This is a genomic window from Nonlabens dokdonensis DSW-6, assembly GCF_000332115.1.
In the GTDB taxonomy this organism is placed as follows: domain Bacteria; phylum Bacteroidota; class Bacteroidia; order Flavobacteriales; family Flavobacteriaceae; genus Nonlabens; species Nonlabens dokdonensis.
The window spans coordinates 1936338-1954959 of the sequence record NC_020156.1 but is presented as its reverse complement, the minus strand read 5'-3'; the positions used below and the strand labels follow the sequence as shown (position 1 = coordinate 1954959).

The following is an 18622-nucleotide window of genomic DNA, read 5'->3' as shown; positions in this document are numbered from 1 at the left end:
TTAAAGGGCTAAAAATCTTTTTAAATTAAAAAATAGCTCTTGCAATTGACTCAATATTATCACTTTTGCCCATGCTATAAAAATGTAATACTGGAACATCGTGCGCGAGAAGTTCTTTGCATTGCTCAATACAAAACTCGACTCCTACCTGTCTTACCTCTTTATTATTTTTACAGGATTCGACAGCTTCAACAAGAGTTTCTGGTAAGTCTAAATTAAAGGTTTGTGGCAAGAGATTCAAATGTTTCTTAGTCGCTAGCGGTTTAATTCCTGGAATAATAGGAACTTGAATTCCTGCTGCACGTGCACATTTTACAAACTCAAAATACTTCTGATTATCAAAAAACATTTGTGTGACCACATAATCTGCGCCGGCATCTACCTTTTCTTTAAGCCTTTTAAGATCGCTTTTCATAGATGGCGATTCCTCATGCTTTTCTGGATAGCCGGCAACACCTATACAGAAATCGACATCGCAAGTAATCTCAATTACTTCATGCAAATAACTTCCTTCATTAAGCTTTTGAATTTGCTTTACTAGATCGATGGCATACTCATGTCCATCAGTAGTCTTTTCAAAGCGACGTTCCTCTTTTCGTGCATCGCCACGTAAAGCCATGACATTATCGATTCCTAAATACTGACAATCGACTAGCAAATACTCGGTTTCCTGCTTAGTAAAACCACCACAAAGCAAGTGCGGCACAGTATCTACATGATACCTGTTTTGTATAGAAGCGCATATTCCAAGAGTTCCAGGACGCATTCTAGTCAGTCGTTTTTCAAGCAATCCGTTTTCTTTTTCTAGATAAATGAACTCTTCTCGTGAGGTTGTTACATCAATAAATGGTGGTTTAAACTCCATCAAAGGATCGATGTTGTCGTACAATTGTTTTATAGACTTTCCCTTCACTGGCGGAATGATCTCAAAGCTAAAAAGTGGCTTTGTAGCCTTTTGTATATGTTTGGTAATTTTCATTTGTTGTGCTTAGTGTCCTTAATATTAATCGGCGATGTTGGGATTGAGCCATTTTGTAGCTTTCTCCGTGGAGATGCCTTTTCGATTTGCATAATCTGCTACTTGATCTTCCTTGATTTTCCCAAGACCGAAGTACTTTGCTTCTGGATGACCTATATAATATCCAGAAACACTTGCTGCTGGCCACATGGCAAGACTATCCGTTAAGGTCACACCTGTATGTTTTTCTACATCGAGTAATTCCCAAATCGTCAATTTCTCCAAATGATCTGGACAGGCTGGATATCCTGGCGCTGGACGTATTCCTTTGTATTCTTCTTTAATCAAGGAGTCATTTGCTAGATTCTCATCACTAGCATAACCCCAAAATTCTTTACGTATTCTCAAGTGTAGGTACTCTGCAAGTGCTTCTGCAAATCGATCTGCGAGAGCTTTGAGCATGATGGAATTATAATCGTCATGATCCTTTTCAAATTCTTTTGCTTTTTCAGCCACACCAAAACCTGTAGTAACGCAAAACGCTCCTATATAATCTTGTTTGTCAATTGATTGTGGTGCGATAAAATCGGCAAGAGCAATGTTGGGTTTTCCTGCTGCTTTTTTAGATTGTTGCCTTAATGTTCTAAAAATGTATTCTTGATCGCTGGTTACTTTTATATCGTCATCATTAACTGAATTAGCAGGAAAAAGTCCATAAACAGCTTTGGCTTCAAGCCAATTCTCTTCAATGATTTGAGAAAGCATTTCTTGAGCATCTTTAAAGAGTTCTGTCGCTTGCTCGCCTACGACCTCATCAGTTAAAATATCTGGATAGCGACCGTGTAGATCCCAGCTTCTAAAAAATGGCGACCAATCGATGTAGTCTTTCAATTCATTAAAATCGATCTCATCAAGAGTGTGAACGCCAAGTTTTTTTGGTTTTACAGCCTCAAAATTATTCCAATCTAAAGCTAATTTGTTCTTGCGAGCTTGCTCTAATTTTGAAAACTCTTTTTTCTTAGCTCTTCCTAAAAAGTCAGTTCTTAGTTTGGTGTATTCTTCTTTTTTCGCTTTCGCGAAAGCGAGATGACCACCATCCTTCTTCTCAATAATTTCTCCAGCAATAGTTACCGCACGACTCGCATCATTTACATGAACCACCGTGCAATCGTACTCTGGATCAATTTTTACAGCGGTATGCGCGCGCGAAGTAGTCGCACCGCCTATCATAAGCGGGACTTTAAAATCGCGACGTTTCATTTCTTTGGCGAGATAAACCATTTCGTCCAGCGATGGCGTTATCAAACCACTCAAACCAATGATATCTACATTGTGTTCTATGGCAGCATCTAGAATTTTTTCTGGCGGCACCATAACTCCTAAATCAATAATCTCGTAATTATTACAAGCCAAAACCACCGAAACAATATTTTTTCCAATATCGTGAACATCACCTTTTACGGTTGCCATAAGCACTTTCCCAGCCCCTGAATCCCCAAAGGGGACTTTTTCGAGTTTGTTCTTGACAGAGTCAAGAACAAATTCGATGTTCTGAAGCACATCTTTATTTGTGAATCTAATGACTTTGAAGCCGTGATCGTTGAGCCACTCGGTTCTTTCTTTATCTTTTTCTTGTTGTTCTAGATCGTTATGATAACCGCCATCTACTTCAATTACTAAATTTTCCTTCAGACAAACAAAATCTGCGATATACATTCCAATTATATGTTCTCTTCTAAACTTGTATCCATCTAATTTCTTATTGCTCAAATGCTCCCAAAGTTTAGCCTCAGCCTCAGTAGGATTGAGGCGACTAGCCTTAACACGCTCTTTAAGAATGCCGTAGGCAATCGGATTGGCAGTTTGCCAAGAAGAAAAAGTCCCCTTAGGGGATTTAGGGGCCTGGAGTCTGAGTTTTTCTTCTTCAATAAATGGCAATAAATGCGCCACAGCACGTTTCATAACACGAGCACTTTTAACCACTTGTGGTAAAAACATCTTCCCACTACCGAATAAGTCTCCTACCACATTCATACCGGTCATGAGGTGGCCTTCTATCACTTCAATAGGCCTTTTTACAGATAATCTTGCTTCTTCCACATCTTCTACGATAAAAGCATCGATTCCTTTGACCAATGATCGAGTAATACGGTCTTGTAAAGGCAGTTCTCTCCAACTGTTATCTATGGTTGAAACTCTAACAGTTTGAGTAACCGACTCTGCATAATCTAGGAGTCTTTCTGTAGCATCTTCTTTTCTATTTAATAAAACATCTTCTACATGTTCTAGTAATTCTTTATCAATATCGTCATAGACTTCTAACAATGCAGGATTAACAATACCTATATTCATTCCTGCTTTGATAGCGTGGTATAAAAAAGCACTGTGCATCGCTTCTCGTACGGTATTGTTACCTCTGAAGCTAAAACTCACATTACTCACTCCACCACTTACACTCGCGTGTGGTAAATTTTCTTTTACCCATCGTGTTCCATTAATAAAATCTAGCGCGTTGAGTTTGTGCTCTTCCATACCTGTAGCAACTGGAAAAATATTGAGGTCAAAAATGATATCTTCTGGAGCAAAGTTTACTTTTTCTACTAATAGATCATAGCTGCGCTTTGCAATTTCAATTCTGCGTTCATAGTTGTCTGCTTGTCCTACTTCATCAAATGCCATAACTATAACTGCTGCACCGTATCTTTTTATGGCTTTGGCATGACGTATAAATTCTTCTTCACCTTCTTTTAGGCTGATGGAATTAACGACACATTTTCCCTGTACAACCTGCAATCCTGCTTCTATAATTTCCCACTTAGAGCTATCAATCATTATAGGAACTCTAGTAATGTCTGACTCTGCTGCAATAAGGTTTAAAAACCGAACCATGGCGGCCTTTCCATCAATAAGTCCATCGTCCATATTGATATCAATAATTTGTGCACCATTTTCTACTTGATCTCTAGCAACTTCTAGCGCTTCATCAAATTTATCTTCTTTTATTAATCTGAGAAACTTTTTAGAACCAGCAACGTTAGTACGTTCTCCTACGTTTACAAAATTACTCTCAGGAGTGATAACCAGCGGCTCGAGACCGCTTAACTTCAAAGGACGGAATTCTTTAGACATGAGCAGTAGTTTTAGTGTTTTGGATATATCTAGGTTGGTATTGTGCTGCTATATCTGCAATGGCTTTTATGTGAGCAGGTGATGTACCACAACATCCACCTACAATATTGATCAATGATTTATCTAAATACTCTTTAATTTGAGATGCCATTTGCTCTGGAGTTTCATCGTATTCTCCAAAAGCATTAGGCAATCCAGCATTAGGATAAGCACTGATCCCATAATTTGATTTACTAGAAACTGACTCTAAATAAGGCGTCAATTGTTTTGCACCGAGCGCACAATTAAAACCTATCGATAATAAAGGAATATGCTCGATTGAAATTAAAAAAGCCTCAGCAGTCTGGCCACTTAAAGTTCTTCCGGAAGCATCTGTTATTGTACCGCTTACCATTACGGGAATGTCTTTACCTAGCTCCTCTTTTAATTCCTCAATAGCAAATAATGCTGCTTTTGCATTTAAGGTATCAAATATGGTTTCTACTAGTAATACATCTACGCCACCTTTTACCAAAGCTGCGGCTTGCTGTTTATATGCAATTCTTAATTCGTCAAAGGTAATGGCACGATAACCAGGATCATTAACATCTGGAGACATGCTGGCTGTTTTATTAGTTGGACCTATCGCACCAGCTACATATCTAGGTTTGTGAGGCTCACGAGCTGTAAACTCGTCGGCCACCTGTTTTGCGATGATCGCGCTTTGCTCATTGAGTTCGTCCACTAGAAATTCCATTTCATAATCTGCCATGGCGATGGTAGTTGCAGAGAAGGTATTTGTCTCTACAATATCTGCTCCTGCTTCAAAATAGGCTCTATGAACAGCCGCAATCGCTTCTGGTTGTGTAATGGAAAGTAAATCGTTATTTCCTTTTACATCGCATGGATGGTTTTTAAAACGATCACCTCTAAAGTCATCTTCTTCAAATTTATGTTTCTGTAACATGGTTCCCATCGCTCCGTCGAGCACAAGAATTCTGTTTTTCACTGCATCGTAAATGGATTCTTTCTTCATTTTTTCTTTTCGTTAAGGCAAATATTTTATAGTTTGCTATTACATTCTAGAAAATTATGAAGTAGGTAAATACTTAGTACTGTTCCGCTTTCGCGAAAGCGAGAACAAAAAAGTAAATAATAAAAAAGAAAGGATAGATTTTTAAGAATCGTATTGTTATCTGTCCACAAATATGGTGGTAGAATGAGGCACCTTCTACAATACTGTAGGGTTGCCAAGGTTTCAATGGGTCTAATCCCTCAACCTTTCTTTATAACGTCATAATTTAAAAGAACAATACAAATATGGACTACAGAAGTTTCTTATGCAAATAAATTTGTTATTGTCACGCTGAATTTATTTCAATGTCTTCACGTAATGAAGACAATCAGCTTGTCATTTATCAATATTTGGTATTTTCTCTAACAGATTCTAAGACTGGTTCAGAACCAAGACTAATCTTCTGGAGCAAGTTCCACGATCAATCCATCTAAATCTTCTGTAATGGGAATCTGGCAACCTAATCGAGAGTTATCTTTTACATGATCTGCTTCCCAAAGCATCGCTTGCTCATCATCATTTCGTTCTCCTAGATCGTGATCACTAATGATATAACATTGACAAGTGGCACACATAGCCATACCACCACAAACTGCCTGCACAGGAAGCTCGTAAGATTTACACACTTCCATGAGGTTCATGTTCATGTCAGTAGGCGCGAGAACTTTATGCTCTATTCCCTCCCGATCAATAATAGTGATGTTAATGTCTTCCATTCTAGTGATTTCCTATTTTTTTTACTACCGCTTTTTCGGCTTCTTTGCGTGAACCGTCAAAGCCATTTACGCCACCAACGGTTGTGTACTTCATTACGTACCGCTTATCCGGAAAAATACGTTGGTAAGCACTTTGACACATTAACGTAGCTTCATGAAAACCACATAAAATGAGTTTCAATTTACCAGGATAGGTATTGACGTCTCCTATGGCATAAATTCCAGGGATATTTGTTTGATAGTCTAATGTATTATCTACTTTGATGGCATTTTTCTCAATTTCTAAGCCCCAATCTGCAATAGGTCCTAATTTAGGAGCTAGACCGAATAGTGGAATAAAAGCATCACACTCGATGACTTCCATTCTCTTAGCTTTATCATTATGTTGTAATAAAACAGACTCTACTTTGTCCTCTCCTTTAATATCAAGAACTTCAGCAGGAGTTACTAATCGTATTTTATTTTCATCTACAAGGTCTTGAACTTTCTCTACACTATCTAACGCACCACGGAATTCTTCTCTTCTATGAACTAAGGTTACCTCAGCAGCAACGTCTGCCAAGAAAATGGACCAGTCTAAAGCAGAATCGCCTCCACCAGCAATGACTACTTTTTTGTCACGATATACTTCTGGGTCTTTAATCATGTAAGCTAGCCCATTGTCTTCGTACTTTTCTATTCCTTCAATAGTTGGTTTACGTGGTTCAAAAGAACCTAAACCACCGGCTATCGCAACTACTTTTGCATGGTGCTGAGTGCCTTTGCTGGTAGTAACTATAAAAGAACCGTCATCTTGTTTTTCTATGGTTTGAGCACGTTCTCCAAGAGTAAATCCTGGCTGGAAAGGCTCAATTTGTTTCATTAAATTATCAACGAGATCACCAGCTAAAACCTCTGGAAAGCCAGGAATATCGTAAATAGGTTTTTTGGGATATAATTCAGAACATTGTCCACCAGGTTGTGCCAGCGCATCAATAATATGGCACTTAAGCTTTAATAATCCAGCTTCAAAAACGGTAAATAATCCTGTAGGTCCAGCACCTATAATTAGTATATCTGTAGTAATCATATCTTGAGTCATAGCAACTTTAAGGCTAAATAATTAGCGTTGTGCAAAGGTCGTTATGAAAAGGCAGGTAAACAAATGATTTAAGTCATCTATAACTTAAGAAATATATAATATGAATGATTGTATTGACGCTTTCGCGAAAGCGAAAAACTAATCAAGAGGAAGAATGTGGTTTTTGAACGGTCAACCGCGAGAGGTTAAAATAAGAAAACAGCCCATCTTAATATCGTAAACAACTCGCATTGGGTGACCTATCCAAAACTATTTGTTAAAACTTAACACGGCAAATATAGACACTTTATTTAAACCCTACAAGCCCCATAGGATTTAACGAGTATTTTTATTTTGAATAGGAATCTGAAGCTATCCTATTTATTCTAAGAAAGTTGAAAAGCATGATGTATTTAAGCTAAGTCCTCTAAGGTTTGATTTTCTAGAACCTCGAGTGTATTATCCCTTACTTTTATCATCAATTTATTTACGGCGCAAGCATCTTCGTCTGCACAGTCTTCGCATTTTTCATAACAATTAAGACTCACGCATGGTAACATGCCTATAGGACCTTCTAGAATGCGGTGCACGGTGGACATTCTTATTTTTTTAGGATCCTGCATTAAATAATAACCACCACCTTTGCCTTTGCGACTACCCAATATACTATTCTTCCTTAATTCCAGTAAAATAGCTTCTAGGAATTTGTGCGGTATATTCTCAGACTCTGCAATAGTAGCAATAGAGGTAGGTTCTTGATTTTTTAAACGCGCAAGATAAGTGAGCGCCTTAATACCATATTTCGTTTTACGTGATAGCATATTCAAATCTACTACTTTCTAACATTTTCTACTATACCTAAAACGCAATTGTTAACCTTTCATTAACAACTAAGGTTTTCTTTTAAACGTAAATCCTTAAAATCAACCACATGAAATTAGTTTTACTATTATGTTTTTTCTGTTCCACACTTGTTGCTCAAGTGGGAATAGGAACGTCCACTCCATCTAGCAGTTCTTTACTCGATATTCATAGTGACGCAGGAGATAAAGGAATATTAATCCCAAGAATCGATATTGAAAATTTGAATACTGCAGCGCCAGTAACTGGCCTTATGGAAGAGAGCTTATTAGTTTACAATACAAACACTGTTACCGGTTCAGGATTTTATTTTTGGAATGGATCTTTATGGCAGCCATTAAATTCAGGTAATAACAACAATGTAAGCAATCCAGACCCAAATTCCTTCTGGAAAACTACTGGAAACATGGGGACTGATGCTGGTACAAATAACGACCAGCATTTTCTAGGTACTTGGGATAATCAAGATTTAGTCATCGCGACAAATACAGAGGAAAGAGTGCGCGTTACAACTAATGGTGACGTTGGTATAGGTGAAAACAACCCTAGTCAACTATTGCATATTTCTACTGCTAGAAATGGGCAAGGAATAAAGATAGAAAGAGGAAATGATAATTTTGAAATCACTCAAAGTGATAGAAATTTAGACCTCAATTCTTCAAACAACAATGGAAACTTTATTTATTCGTTTTCTGGAAATCAGAAACTGATTATGGATAATAATCAATTTTATCCAGCCGTTAATTCTGTAGACAATACTAATAACGTAGGTTATGACCTTGGGATTTTTAGCAGACATTTTAGACGCGTTTACTCGCAAGCCATACATACTAATGATAATGACGTCAATGGTGGATTAAGAATCAATATAGGAAGCAGCGGTAACACCACTGCAGACTATATGTTCAGTGATTTTGCCCACTTTCCAGTTTTAAATGGTGTTAAAGATTTAGGTAGAAATGGTAATGCATGGGGTGATTTCTATTTTCAAAATGCCTTTAGAGTTTCAGATAAAAGAACAAAGAAAAACATAGAGACCATGCAGCCAGGTTTAACAACGGTACTATCCATAAACACTTACCAATATCAATACATCAACGATAAAAGTAATAGATTACAATATGGTTTTATGGCTCAAGAATTACAACAGCAAATTCCTTCTATAGTTGATGAAGCAACAAACGAAGAGAAATCTCTTGCCGTTGATTACGGTCAGATGATACCACTTCTTGTAAAATCTATACAGGAGCAACAAACCCAAATCGATGCGTTAAAGAAAGAAATATCTGATCTCAAAAACAGATAGAAAATCCTTAGTTTCCATTATTCTGTTAAGAATCCTATAAGATCAACTGAATTAAATAATATCATTTACTACATTTGCAATTCAATAAAGAGGAAAGATTTGGCTGCTTGCGACCTCGTTTTCATAAGAAAACATAAAACGCTAAAACAGTGTACTGCGCAAAACAATACAGCCACCTTATCTTCTTGTATTTATTAATCACGCGAGGTTTGTAATTATTACGCTTTCGCGAAAGCGCACATACAAAATGCCATATTTATTTACATCAGAGTCCGTTAGTGAAGGACATCCAGACAAAGTTGCTGACCAAATCAGTGATGCACTGCTCGATAATTTTCTAGCTTTTGATCCAGAATCAAAAGTGGCCTGTGAAACCCTAGTTACTACAGGACAAGTAGTTCTTGCAGGAGAAGTAAAATCAAATACGTATATCGATGCAGCACAGATTGCACGCGATGTGATCAACAAGATAGGTTATACAAAAGGTGCTTATCAATTTTCTGGAGATTCTTGTGGAGTGATTTCTTTAATACATGAGCAATCGCAAGATATCAATCAAGGTGTAGATCGAGCGACTAAAGAAGAGCAAGGTGCTGGTGATCAAGGAATGATGTTCGGTTATGCAACTAATGAGACAGAGAACTATATGCCTTTAGCTTTAGATATTTCTCATAAAATATTGATTGAACTTGCTGCTTTACGTCGTGAAATGAAAGACATCACTTATTTGCGACCAGATGCAAAATCACAAGTAACTATTGAGTATAGCGATGATAACGTACCACAACGTATTGATGCTATCGTAATTTCTACGCAGCATGATGATTTTAATGATGATGACGACGCGATGCTGGCTCAAATCAAAAAAGATCTTGTTGAAATATTGATTCCGCGAGTAAAGAAGTTATTACCAGAATACGCTCAGCAATTATTCAATGACGATATCACGTATCACATTAACCCTACTGGTAAATTTGTAATCGGTGGACCGCATGGTGATACGGGACTTACTGGTCGTAAGATTATAGTAGATACTTATGGGGGAAAAGGAGCTCACGGTGGTGGTGCTTTTTCTGGAAAAGATCCTTCTAAAGTAGATAGAAGTGCCGCTTATGCTTCTCGTCACGTAGCAAAAAATCTTGTTGCCTCAGGACTTGCAACAGAGGTATTAGTACAAGTTTCTTATGCAATAGGAGTTGTAGAACCTACTTCTATTAACGTTGAAACATACGGAACTTCTACAGTAGACTTAACAGATGGAGAAATTTCAAAGAAGGTAGCCGAAATTTTTGACATGCGTCCAGCAGCCATTGAGTCACGTTTAAAATTAAGAAACCCTATCTATCAAGAAACAGCAGCCTATGGCCACATGGGTAGAACACCTCGTACTGAAAAGCTGGTTTTTGAATCACCTTATAATGGAAGAGTAGAACGTGAAGTAGAACTTTTTACTTGGGAAAAATTAGACTTTGTAGATCAAGTAAAGCAAGCTTTCTCTCTTTAATCAAGTCATCCTTATTGAAATACTCTGTTGAGAATTAATTCTTAACAGAGTATTTTTTGTTACCTTTAGTTCTAAATCTGTATAATATGAAAAATCTAATTTTTTTCTCATTGTTTTTATTTATCTCAGTGAGTAGTTTACAAGCACAAGAGGCAACCAAAGAAGACCAAGCTCAAGAGGCTAGAATACTCGAATTAATGTCCAAAAAAATAGACATAGACGTCGATAAAGAACTTTTCATGGAAGTGACGCCTAACACATATGTATCTGAGGTTCCAAAAGGAGTAATTATGGCTATGTATGTACCACAGGATTATGAAACTTCAAAGGAGAAAATTAAAAACGATACACCTAAAGACTTCAAACTTGAGAAAAGTGGAGAAAAACAAATTAATGGAGTAAATGTACTTTTTATGACAGGAACTAGTAGTGCTGAAGGCGTTACAATAAAAAGCACGATATACTGTATAGAATACGACAAGGAAACTTGTATCATGGCAATGGGAATGATTGAAGAAAATGCTGGTAAAAATTATAAAGAAGCTGTTGATAAAGCAATCACTTCGGTGGTAAAAAAGTATTAGATATCCTTCAATCTTTATTTTAATGAAGCTCGCTAAGTCTTAAATAATGATTTAGGGAGTTTTTTTAGCTCTAGTTGTAACCTTAACTTATAACAAATTTGAATCTAACCTGTTCATAACTCGGTTTTCAAAAAGCAGCGCAAAGACCTATATTTAAAATCGGTGAAATCTTATTTTTTAATTTTTTAATTGACTTATAATCAATTATTTATAAAAATAATTCTTGCCTAAATAAATCGCTTTACTCACTGCACTAGAACCAGCATTCATGTATTTAATATTTGACACAGAAACTACCGGATTACCTAAAAGATGGGACGCACCATATACAGATGTTGACAACTGGCCACGTGTGATTCAAATCGCCTGGCAATTACATGATGCGATGGGTAACCTTATCGAGGCGCAAGATTATTTGATACAGCCAGACGGTTTTGACATTCCTTATGATGCAGAGCGAATTCACGGTATTTCTACAGCATTGGCTCAAAAGGATGGGATCCCTCTAGAAGAAATGCTGGCTAAATTCAACATTGCGTTGAGTAAAACAAAATTTGTAGTAGGTCAAAATTTAAAATTTGACCTCAACGTTACAGGAGCCGAGTTTGAACGCACGCAAATAGGTAACGATCTTCAAGAGCTACCTGTTCTAGACACTTGTACAGAGCACACTGCAAACCTTTGTAAAATCCCTGGTGGCCGTTATGGAAAGTTCAAACTTCCTACGCTTACAGAGTTGCATGAATTTTTATTTCAGCAACCTTTTGGCGAGGCACATAATGCGACGGCAGATGTTGAAGCAACGACCAGATGTTTCCTAGAACTTATTAGAAAGGAGCAATACTCACTGGCTCAACTAGGAGTAGAAGATGGTTATTTTTCTCGCTTTCGCGAAAGCAACCCTACCACTATCCAACCGGTAGGAATACCACATGTCAATCTTAAAAAAGCATCTGAAAAACTTAAAACTGATGCTGCACCAGAGATTACTAAAGAAGAAATAAAGGAAAACCTCAATGAGTTAAATGAAGTAAAATTTGCTCATTTACATTCACACAGTCAGTTTTCTATTCTACAATCTACGGCTAGCGTAAAAGATCTAGTAGATGCAGCAGCAGCAAACGACATGCCTGCAGTTGCGATGACAGATCATGCTAATATGATGGGAGCATTTCACTTTGTTAAAGCTGTAAAAGCATACAATGCTAGTCTGGTAGATGCTGAAGATGGATCACATCGCAGCCCTATAAAACCTATCATAGGCTGTGAATTTCAGGTTTGTGAAGATATGCACGACCGCACTCATAAAGATAACGGTTATCAAATCGTCATATTAGCCAAAAATAAAAATGGCTATCACAACCTAGCCAAGATGGCTAGTAAAGCCTATACAGAGGGTTTTTACTACATGCCACGTATTGATAAAAAGCTGGTAGAAGAATATAAAGAAGATCTTATTGTACTCACTGGTAACATGTATGGTGAAGTGCCTTCTAAAATTTTAAATCTAGGAGAAAAACAAGCCGAAGAAGCACTTTTGTGGTGGAAAGAACATTTTGGTGAAGACTTGTACATTGAGATCATGCGCCATGGCCAAGAAGATGAAAACAGAGCCAATGAAGTATTGCTCCAATTTGCTCAAAAACATGAGGTGAAAATTGTTGCTACTAACAACACCTATTACATCCATAAAGATGATGCAAACGCGCATGACATTTTACTTTGTGTAAAAGATAATGAAAAGCAGGCTACACCTATAGGTCGCGGGCGTGGTTATCGATACGGTTTACCTAATCAAGAGTATTATTATAAGAGCGACTTGGAAATGAAAGAGCTTTTTAAAGATCTTCCAGAAGCTATTTTTAATGTGCAAGAAGTAGTCGATAAAATAGAAGCTTATGAATTGGCTAGAGATGTACTCTTACCTGCCTTTGATATACCAGCCGAATTTGTAGATGCAAATGACGCGATAGAAAAAACTAAAAATGGAGAAAATAACTATTTAAGACACCTTACTTACGAAGGAGCCAAAATACGTTACGGAGAAATCACTCCAGAAATTAAAGAACGATTAGAATTTGAATTAGACACGATCGCTAGAACTGGTTATCCTGGATATTTCTTAATTACCTGGGATTTTATTAAAGCAGCACGAGAAATGGATGTTGCCGTAGGTCCTGGACGTGGAAGTGCTGCTGGAAGTGTAGTCGCTTATTGTTTATGGATTACCAATGTAGATCCTATTCACTACGACTTACTTTTTGAGCGTTTCCTAAATCCTGATCGTGTATCCATGCCCGATATTGATATTGATTTTGATGATGAAAATCGTCATAAGGTGATGGATTATGTAATTGAAAAATATGGTGCTTCACAAGTGGCACAAATTATCACTTATGGAACGATGGCAGCAAAGTCTTCTATAAGGGATACTGCTCGTGCACTTGATTTACCATTACAAGATGCCGATCGTGTTGCAAAGTTGATTCCTGACTTTGCTAAACTTAAAAAGATTTTTGCTCTAGAGGACAATGAAATAGGTAGCAAATTTAGAGGCGATGATGCAGATATGGTGCGAGAACTGCGAGGACTCGCCGAAGGAAATGACCTTACTGCTGAAACATTAAAGCAAGCACGTATTCTAGAAGGATCTGTTAGAAACACTGGTGTTCATGCTTGTGGTGTCATTATTACGCCAGATGACTTGACAAATTTTGTGCCTGTTGCTACAGCAAAAAATTCTGATCTTTACGTAACTCAATTTGATAACGAAGTTGTAGAAAGCGCAGGTCTTTTAAAAATGGACTTCTTAGGGTTAAAAACCTTAAGTCAGATAAAAGATACGGTTGCTATCATAAAAGAGCGCCATGGAATAGAGCTTGACATAGAATCCATTCCGTTAGATGATGAGAAAACCTACGAACTCTTCCAGCGTGGAGAAACTACGGCTATTTTCCAGTATGAAAGTGTTGGGATGCAAAAATACATGAGAGAGCTCAAACCTACTCAATTTGCCGATCTTATCGCTATGAACGCTTTGTATCGTCCTGGACCTCTAGAATATATTCCAGAATTTATTGATCGTAAACATGGTCGTAAAGAGATCGTTTATGATCTAGACGCCATGGAGGAATACCTTCAGGAGACTTATGGTATTACGGTATATCAAGAGCAAGTGATGTTGCTTTCTCAAAAACTGGCTAACTTCTCTAAAGGTGATGCAGATGTTTTGAGGAAAGCCATGGGTAAAAAGCAAATGGCGACGCTGCAAAAGATGAAGCCTCAATTTCTAGATGCTGGAGAAGGAAACGGTCATGATCGCACGATTCTTGAAAAAGTATGGAAAGACTGGGAAGCATTTGCCTCCTATGCATTTAATAAATCTCACTCGACATGTTATGCTTGGATTGCTTATCAAACAGCTTATCTAAAAGCAAACTATGGTGCCGAATTTATGGCAGCTACGCTTTCTAATAACATGAATCAGATCAAAGATGTTACTAAGTTCATGGACGAGTGCCGCCGCATGGGACTAGACGTATTAGGGCCTGATGTTAATGAATCCAATTATAAATTTACCGTAAATCCTAAAGGAGCCATTCGTTTTGGGATGGGAGCTGTGAAAGGTCTAGGTCATGGTGCAGTAATGACTATTATTGATAACAGAAAAGATGGTCCTTACAAGAGTATCTTTGATATGGCAAAGCGCATAGACTTGCGTGCAGCAAATAAAAAGTCCTTTGAAGCACTGGCTTTGAGTGGTGGCTTTGACGGTTTAGGAGGAGAAAATAGAGCTCAGTTCTTCTATGAATTTGAAAACGGACAGATTTTTCTGGAACAAGTAGTGAAATACGCGCAAAAATTTCAAGAGAATGAAAACAGTGCTCAAGTAAGTCTTTTTGGAGAAGCTAGTGACGTACAAATACCAGAACCTCAATTGCCGATTTGCGAAGATTGGGGAACGATGGAGAAATTAAAAAGAGAAAAAGAAGTAGTTGGAATCTATATTTCAGGACATCCTCTGGATGATTATAAAAAAGAGATCGAGTTTTTCTGTAATGCAAATCTTGCGGCTATGAAAGACCTCACTCCTTTAGTAAATAGAGAATTGACTTTTTGTGGTGTTATTACAGAAGCACGTCATATGATGAGTAAGGCAAACAAGCCTTGGGGAATGTTTACTATGGAGGACTATGAGGAAACTTATGAGTTTAGAATGTTCGGTGAAGACTATTTAAAATTCAGACACTTTTTAATTCCGAATACTTTTTTACATGCCAAAGTGAAAATTCAGCAAGGCTGGATCGATAAAAATACGGGCAAACCTCGAGATCCTAGAATTCTATTTACTGCCATGTCACAATTACAAGATGTGATGTCGCAAGCTGCCAAAAAACTGACGATTGAATTACATGTAAGCGAGGTTTTAGAAGAGCGCATAGAATTACTTAAGGAGACACTAGATAAGCATCAAGGAGATCATCGTTTGTATTTTAATCTGAAGGATCACGAAGAAAAAATTTCTTTAGACATGTCAGCAAGACTTCAAAAAGTAAATGTTACCGCAGAGTTGTTAGAGGTTTTAGATGAAAATGAAATCACCTATGGAGTTGGTTAAATTTTCTAACTATATTTTTTCTTAGGGTAGAATTAATACTGCTCTTAGGAAAAAGAATAAAAATCATGCTTCTAAAGTTCAAAAAATTATATTTGCCAGAATAATCCAGCGTTTATGCAATTCAACATAACAGAAGACTTCTTAGAAGAAATACGGTCATTGATTGAAGCTAATGACAGTGAAACGCTGGAACGTATTCTAGAAGAAGTACACTTTGCAGACATTGCAGAGATCATCGATGAGCTTAATCTAGAGCAAGCCGTATTTATCGTTAAGCTCTTAGATTCAGAAAAAACGTCCGAAGCCTTAATGGAACTGGACGAGGCTCAAAGAGATCGCGTTTTAAATGCGCTATCACCACGAGAGATCGCCGAGGAGCTCGAAGAAATGGATACCGATGATGCTGCCGATATCCTGAACGATTTACCAGAAAATATTGCTCAAGAAGTTATCAATGAGATAGAAGATGAGCAACATGCAGAAGATATTGTTGACCTGCTTCGTTATGAAGAAAATAGCGCTGGTGGATTAATGGCAAAAGAGCTGGTGCGAGTAAACGAAAACTGGACCGTTACTGGCTGTGTAAGTGAAATGCGTGCTCAAGCAGAAAATGTCACTCGTGTTCACTCCATTTATGTAGTCGATAACAACAATAAACTCAAAGGAAGACTCTCGCTCAAAGACCTGCTCACCAGTAAAGAAACTACACCTATTAAGGATGTGTATATTCCCAAAGTTGATTTTGTAACAGTAAACACCTCTGGAGAAGAAGTAGCACGCATCATGCGTAAATACGATCTAGAAGCCATTCCCGTAATTGATGAACTAGAACGACTCGTAGGACGCATTACCATTGATGATATTGTAGATTTTATTACAGAAGAAGCTGAGAAAGATTACCAACTTGCCAGTGGTATTTCCCAAGATGTTGAAGCAAATGATAGTATTTGGGACCTTACTAAAGCACGTCTTCCTTGGCTAGTTTTAGGACTTTTAGGAGGTATAGGCGCCGCAGCAATAATGGGCGGTTTTGAAGAGATTTTTGAAAAGCATGCTGTGTTATTTTTCTTCACGCCACTTATTGCAGCAATGGCTGGAAATGTAGGTGTTCAATCTAGCGCAATTATCGTACAAGGTATTGCAAACGACGATCTTAAAGGAAGTATAGGAAACAGGCTCGTAAAAGAGATTTTGCTCGCTATGCTTAACGGTGTAATTCTCGCCATTCTTTTGTTTGCTTACACATTTGCTACAAAAGGTGAGTTGCTCACTTCCCTTGCTATCTCCACGTCCCTTTTTGCGGTTATTATTGTAGCAGGTCTTGTAGGTACTTTTGTGCCGCTTGCATTACATAAAAGAGGTATCGACCCAGCACTGGCAACTGGTCCTTTTATCACTACGAGTAACGATATCTTCGGAATTCTAATCTATTTTATGATTGCCAAAGCGATTATAGGGATTTAAAAAAGCACTATTTATACTATGGTACCTTTACTTTTCTAGTTATAGAAGTTTTTTGATAATTACGCTTTCGCGAAAGCGCACTACACAGCAAACCCTAACTTTATTCTAACTTTTCTATTAGAATTAAATCTAGCCCAATGCTTATCTTTCCCCTATGAAAACGGCTTCGGTAAAAGAATTAAAAGAAGAGCTTAAATTCAGATCTGACGAAGATTTGATAAAGATCGTATTGCGACTGTCGCGATTTAAAAAAGAAAATAAGGAACTCCTCACCTATTTACTTTTTGAGTCTACTGATGAAGACGACTATATAGCTAAGGTAAAAGCGCTTATGGACAATCAGTTTCTAGCGCTGAATACGGCAAATAATTACCGCTTACAAAAAGGTGTGCGCAAAGTGCTTAGAGAAACTAAAAAATATGCTCGCTACTCTGGCAACAAAGAAACCGAGGTTGCGCTTCTTATACACTTTTGTAGACTAATGAGAGAAACTCATCCACAAGTGTTGCGCAGTAAAACCATGCGCGACTTAATGGCAAGACAAATTGTGCTAATTAAAACGCGTATCTCGACTTTACATGAAGACCTACAATATGATTTTGAAAGTGAACTGAACATGGTGGAAGTTTGATTAAGGATTGTAGATTTTTGATTTACGATATGAAAGCTGTATCATAATTTAAAACCAGATAGTAGATAAAATAAATTTTATAATAATGAATTTTTGGAATGACATTGAAGATTGCCTTAATAACGAAGGTTTTGAACCTCTGATTGAAAATGAATCTATTCATTGGCAAAGCGAAAGAGCAAGTTTTAACATCAAATATAAGGATATCGCTTTTGAAGGAAATAGACTTGCTTGGTATCAAGATGAGGAATATGGAAGATGTTCGATTAAAATAAAATATGCAAATGGAATAATTTTAAATTGGCAACCTAAAAGTAATCATTCTGATTTTGGATTTAGACTTCATTATATTAAATGGTTTGGATACAAACTAATAGCTATATACACAGAAAAACACCGCACTTATATTGTCAAAATTGAAAACTTGACCGTCACTATTTTATATGGGGGAAACATAGATAAGATTAAAATCACCAATGACAGAATTTTTGTTAAAGAATTTCAAAACAATGATTTTTTCCAATTCATATACATAAATTCTGATCCTTTTTCTGAATCAGGAGTGTATTGTATCCCGTTAGTAAATTTGAAAAGCAAAGTCCTTCAAATTGAATTGGAAAGCTTTAATAATTATTTTCTTATTATGGATAAAGAATACAACAAAGTAACCACTCAAGGTAAAAACTCATATAGTTCTTAGATAATTAATTTTACTGTTAAGGAACTAAAATATTGCT

13 protein-coding genes and 1 riboswitch are annotated in these 18622 nt (G+C 37.1%); of the genes, 7 read left to right on the top strand and 6 right to left on the bottom strand.

Annotation, left to right across the window (positions count from 1 at the left end; translation table 11 throughout):
• Positions 1-25 precede the first annotated feature (25 nt).
• The 6 genes from metF to DDD_RS08600 all read right to left on the bottom strand — a co-directional run bounded on the left by metF (position 26) and on the right by DDD_RS08600 (position 7738).
• Positions 26-979: a methylenetetrahydrofolate reductase [NAD(P)H] gene (gene metF, locus DDD_RS08625; protein ID WP_015362443.1), complete on the bottom strand. Its 954-nt coding sequence runs from the start codon at positions 977-979 to the stop codon at positions 26-28.
• Positions 980-1003: 24 nt separating this feature from the next.
• The gene (locus DDD_RS08620; RefSeq protein ID WP_015362442.1) at positions 1004-4087 is read right to left on the bottom strand and encodes a vitamin B12 dependent-methionine synthase activation domain-containing protein; all 3084 of its coding nucleotides are present in this window, start codon (positions 4085-4087) and stop codon (positions 1004-1006) included.
• Positions 4080-5102 carry a homocysteine S-methyltransferase family protein gene (locus DDD_RS08615; protein WP_015362441.1) on the bottom strand — a complete coding sequence of 341 codons (1023 nt, stop codon included), beginning with the start codon at positions 5100-5102 and terminating at the stop codon, positions 4080-4082. Before DDD_RS08615 ends, DDD_RS08620 begins: the two co-directional genes overlap by 8 nt.
• Before the next feature lie 153 nt (positions 5103-5255).
• Positions 5256-5361, bottom strand: a riboswitch (SAM riboswitch).
• Positions 5362-5536: 175 nt separating this feature from the next.
• Positions 5537-5857 (bottom strand): 2Fe-2S iron-sulfur cluster-binding protein, encoded by a 321-nt coding sequence (locus DDD_RS08610; protein ID WP_015362439.1) that lies wholly within the window; start codon positions 5855-5857, stop codon positions 5537-5539.
• A 1-nt stretch (position 5858) separates the two neighbouring features.
• Positions 5859-6926, bottom strand: a complete 1068-nt coding sequence (locus DDD_RS08605; protein WP_041567390.1) for an NAD(P)/FAD-dependent oxidoreductase — start codon at positions 6924-6926, stop codon at positions 5859-5861.
• 404 nt (positions 6927-7330) lie between these two features.
• Positions 7331-7738 (bottom strand): RrF2 family transcriptional regulator, encoded by a 408-nt coding sequence (locus DDD_RS08600; RefSeq protein ID WP_015362437.1) that lies wholly within the window; start codon positions 7736-7738, stop codon positions 7331-7333.
• Positions 7739-7848: 110 nt separating this feature from the next.
• Between DDD_RS08600 and DDD_RS08595 the strand changes: the two genes are divergently transcribed.
• From DDD_RS08595 to DDD_RS08565, 7 genes are all read left to right on the top strand, one after another.
• A complete protein-coding gene (locus DDD_RS08595; RefSeq protein ID WP_015362436.1) occupies positions 7849-9084 on the top strand; it encodes a tail fiber domain-containing protein in 1236 nt (411 codons plus the stop codon).
• A 247-nt stretch (positions 9085-9331) separates the two neighbouring features.
• A complete protein-coding gene (gene metK, locus DDD_RS08590) occupies positions 9332-10588 on the top strand; it encodes a methionine adenosyltransferase (protein ID WP_015362435.1) in 1257 nt (418 codons plus the stop codon).
• A gap of 86 nt (positions 10589-10674) precedes the next feature.
• Positions 10675-11172: a hypothetical protein gene (locus DDD_RS08585; RefSeq protein ID WP_015362434.1), complete on the top strand. Its 498-nt coding sequence runs from the start codon at positions 10675-10677 to the stop codon at positions 11170-11172.
• Between the two features lie 268 nt (positions 11173-11440).
• A complete protein-coding gene (gene dnaE, locus DDD_RS08580; RefSeq protein WP_015362433.1) occupies positions 11441-15790 on the top strand; it encodes a DNA polymerase III subunit alpha in 4350 nt (1449 codons plus the stop codon).
• A 114-nt stretch (positions 15791-15904) separates the two neighbouring features.
• On the top strand, positions 15905-17254 hold the full coding sequence (gene mgtE / locus DDD_RS08575; RefSeq protein WP_015362432.1) for a magnesium transporter: 1350 nt from the start codon (positions 15905-15907) through the stop codon (positions 17252-17254).
• Positions 17255-17408: 154 nt separating this feature from the next.
• Entirely contained in the window at positions 17409-17885 is a 477-nt protein-coding gene (locus tag DDD_RS08570; RefSeq protein WP_015362431.1) for a hypothetical protein, read from the top strand.
• 85 nt (positions 17886-17970) lie between these two features.
• Positions 17971-18585 (top strand): hypothetical protein, encoded by a 615-nt coding sequence (locus tag DDD_RS08565; RefSeq protein ID WP_015362430.1) that lies wholly within the window; start codon positions 17971-17973, stop codon positions 18583-18585.
• Positions 18586-18622: the final 37 nt, after the last annotated feature.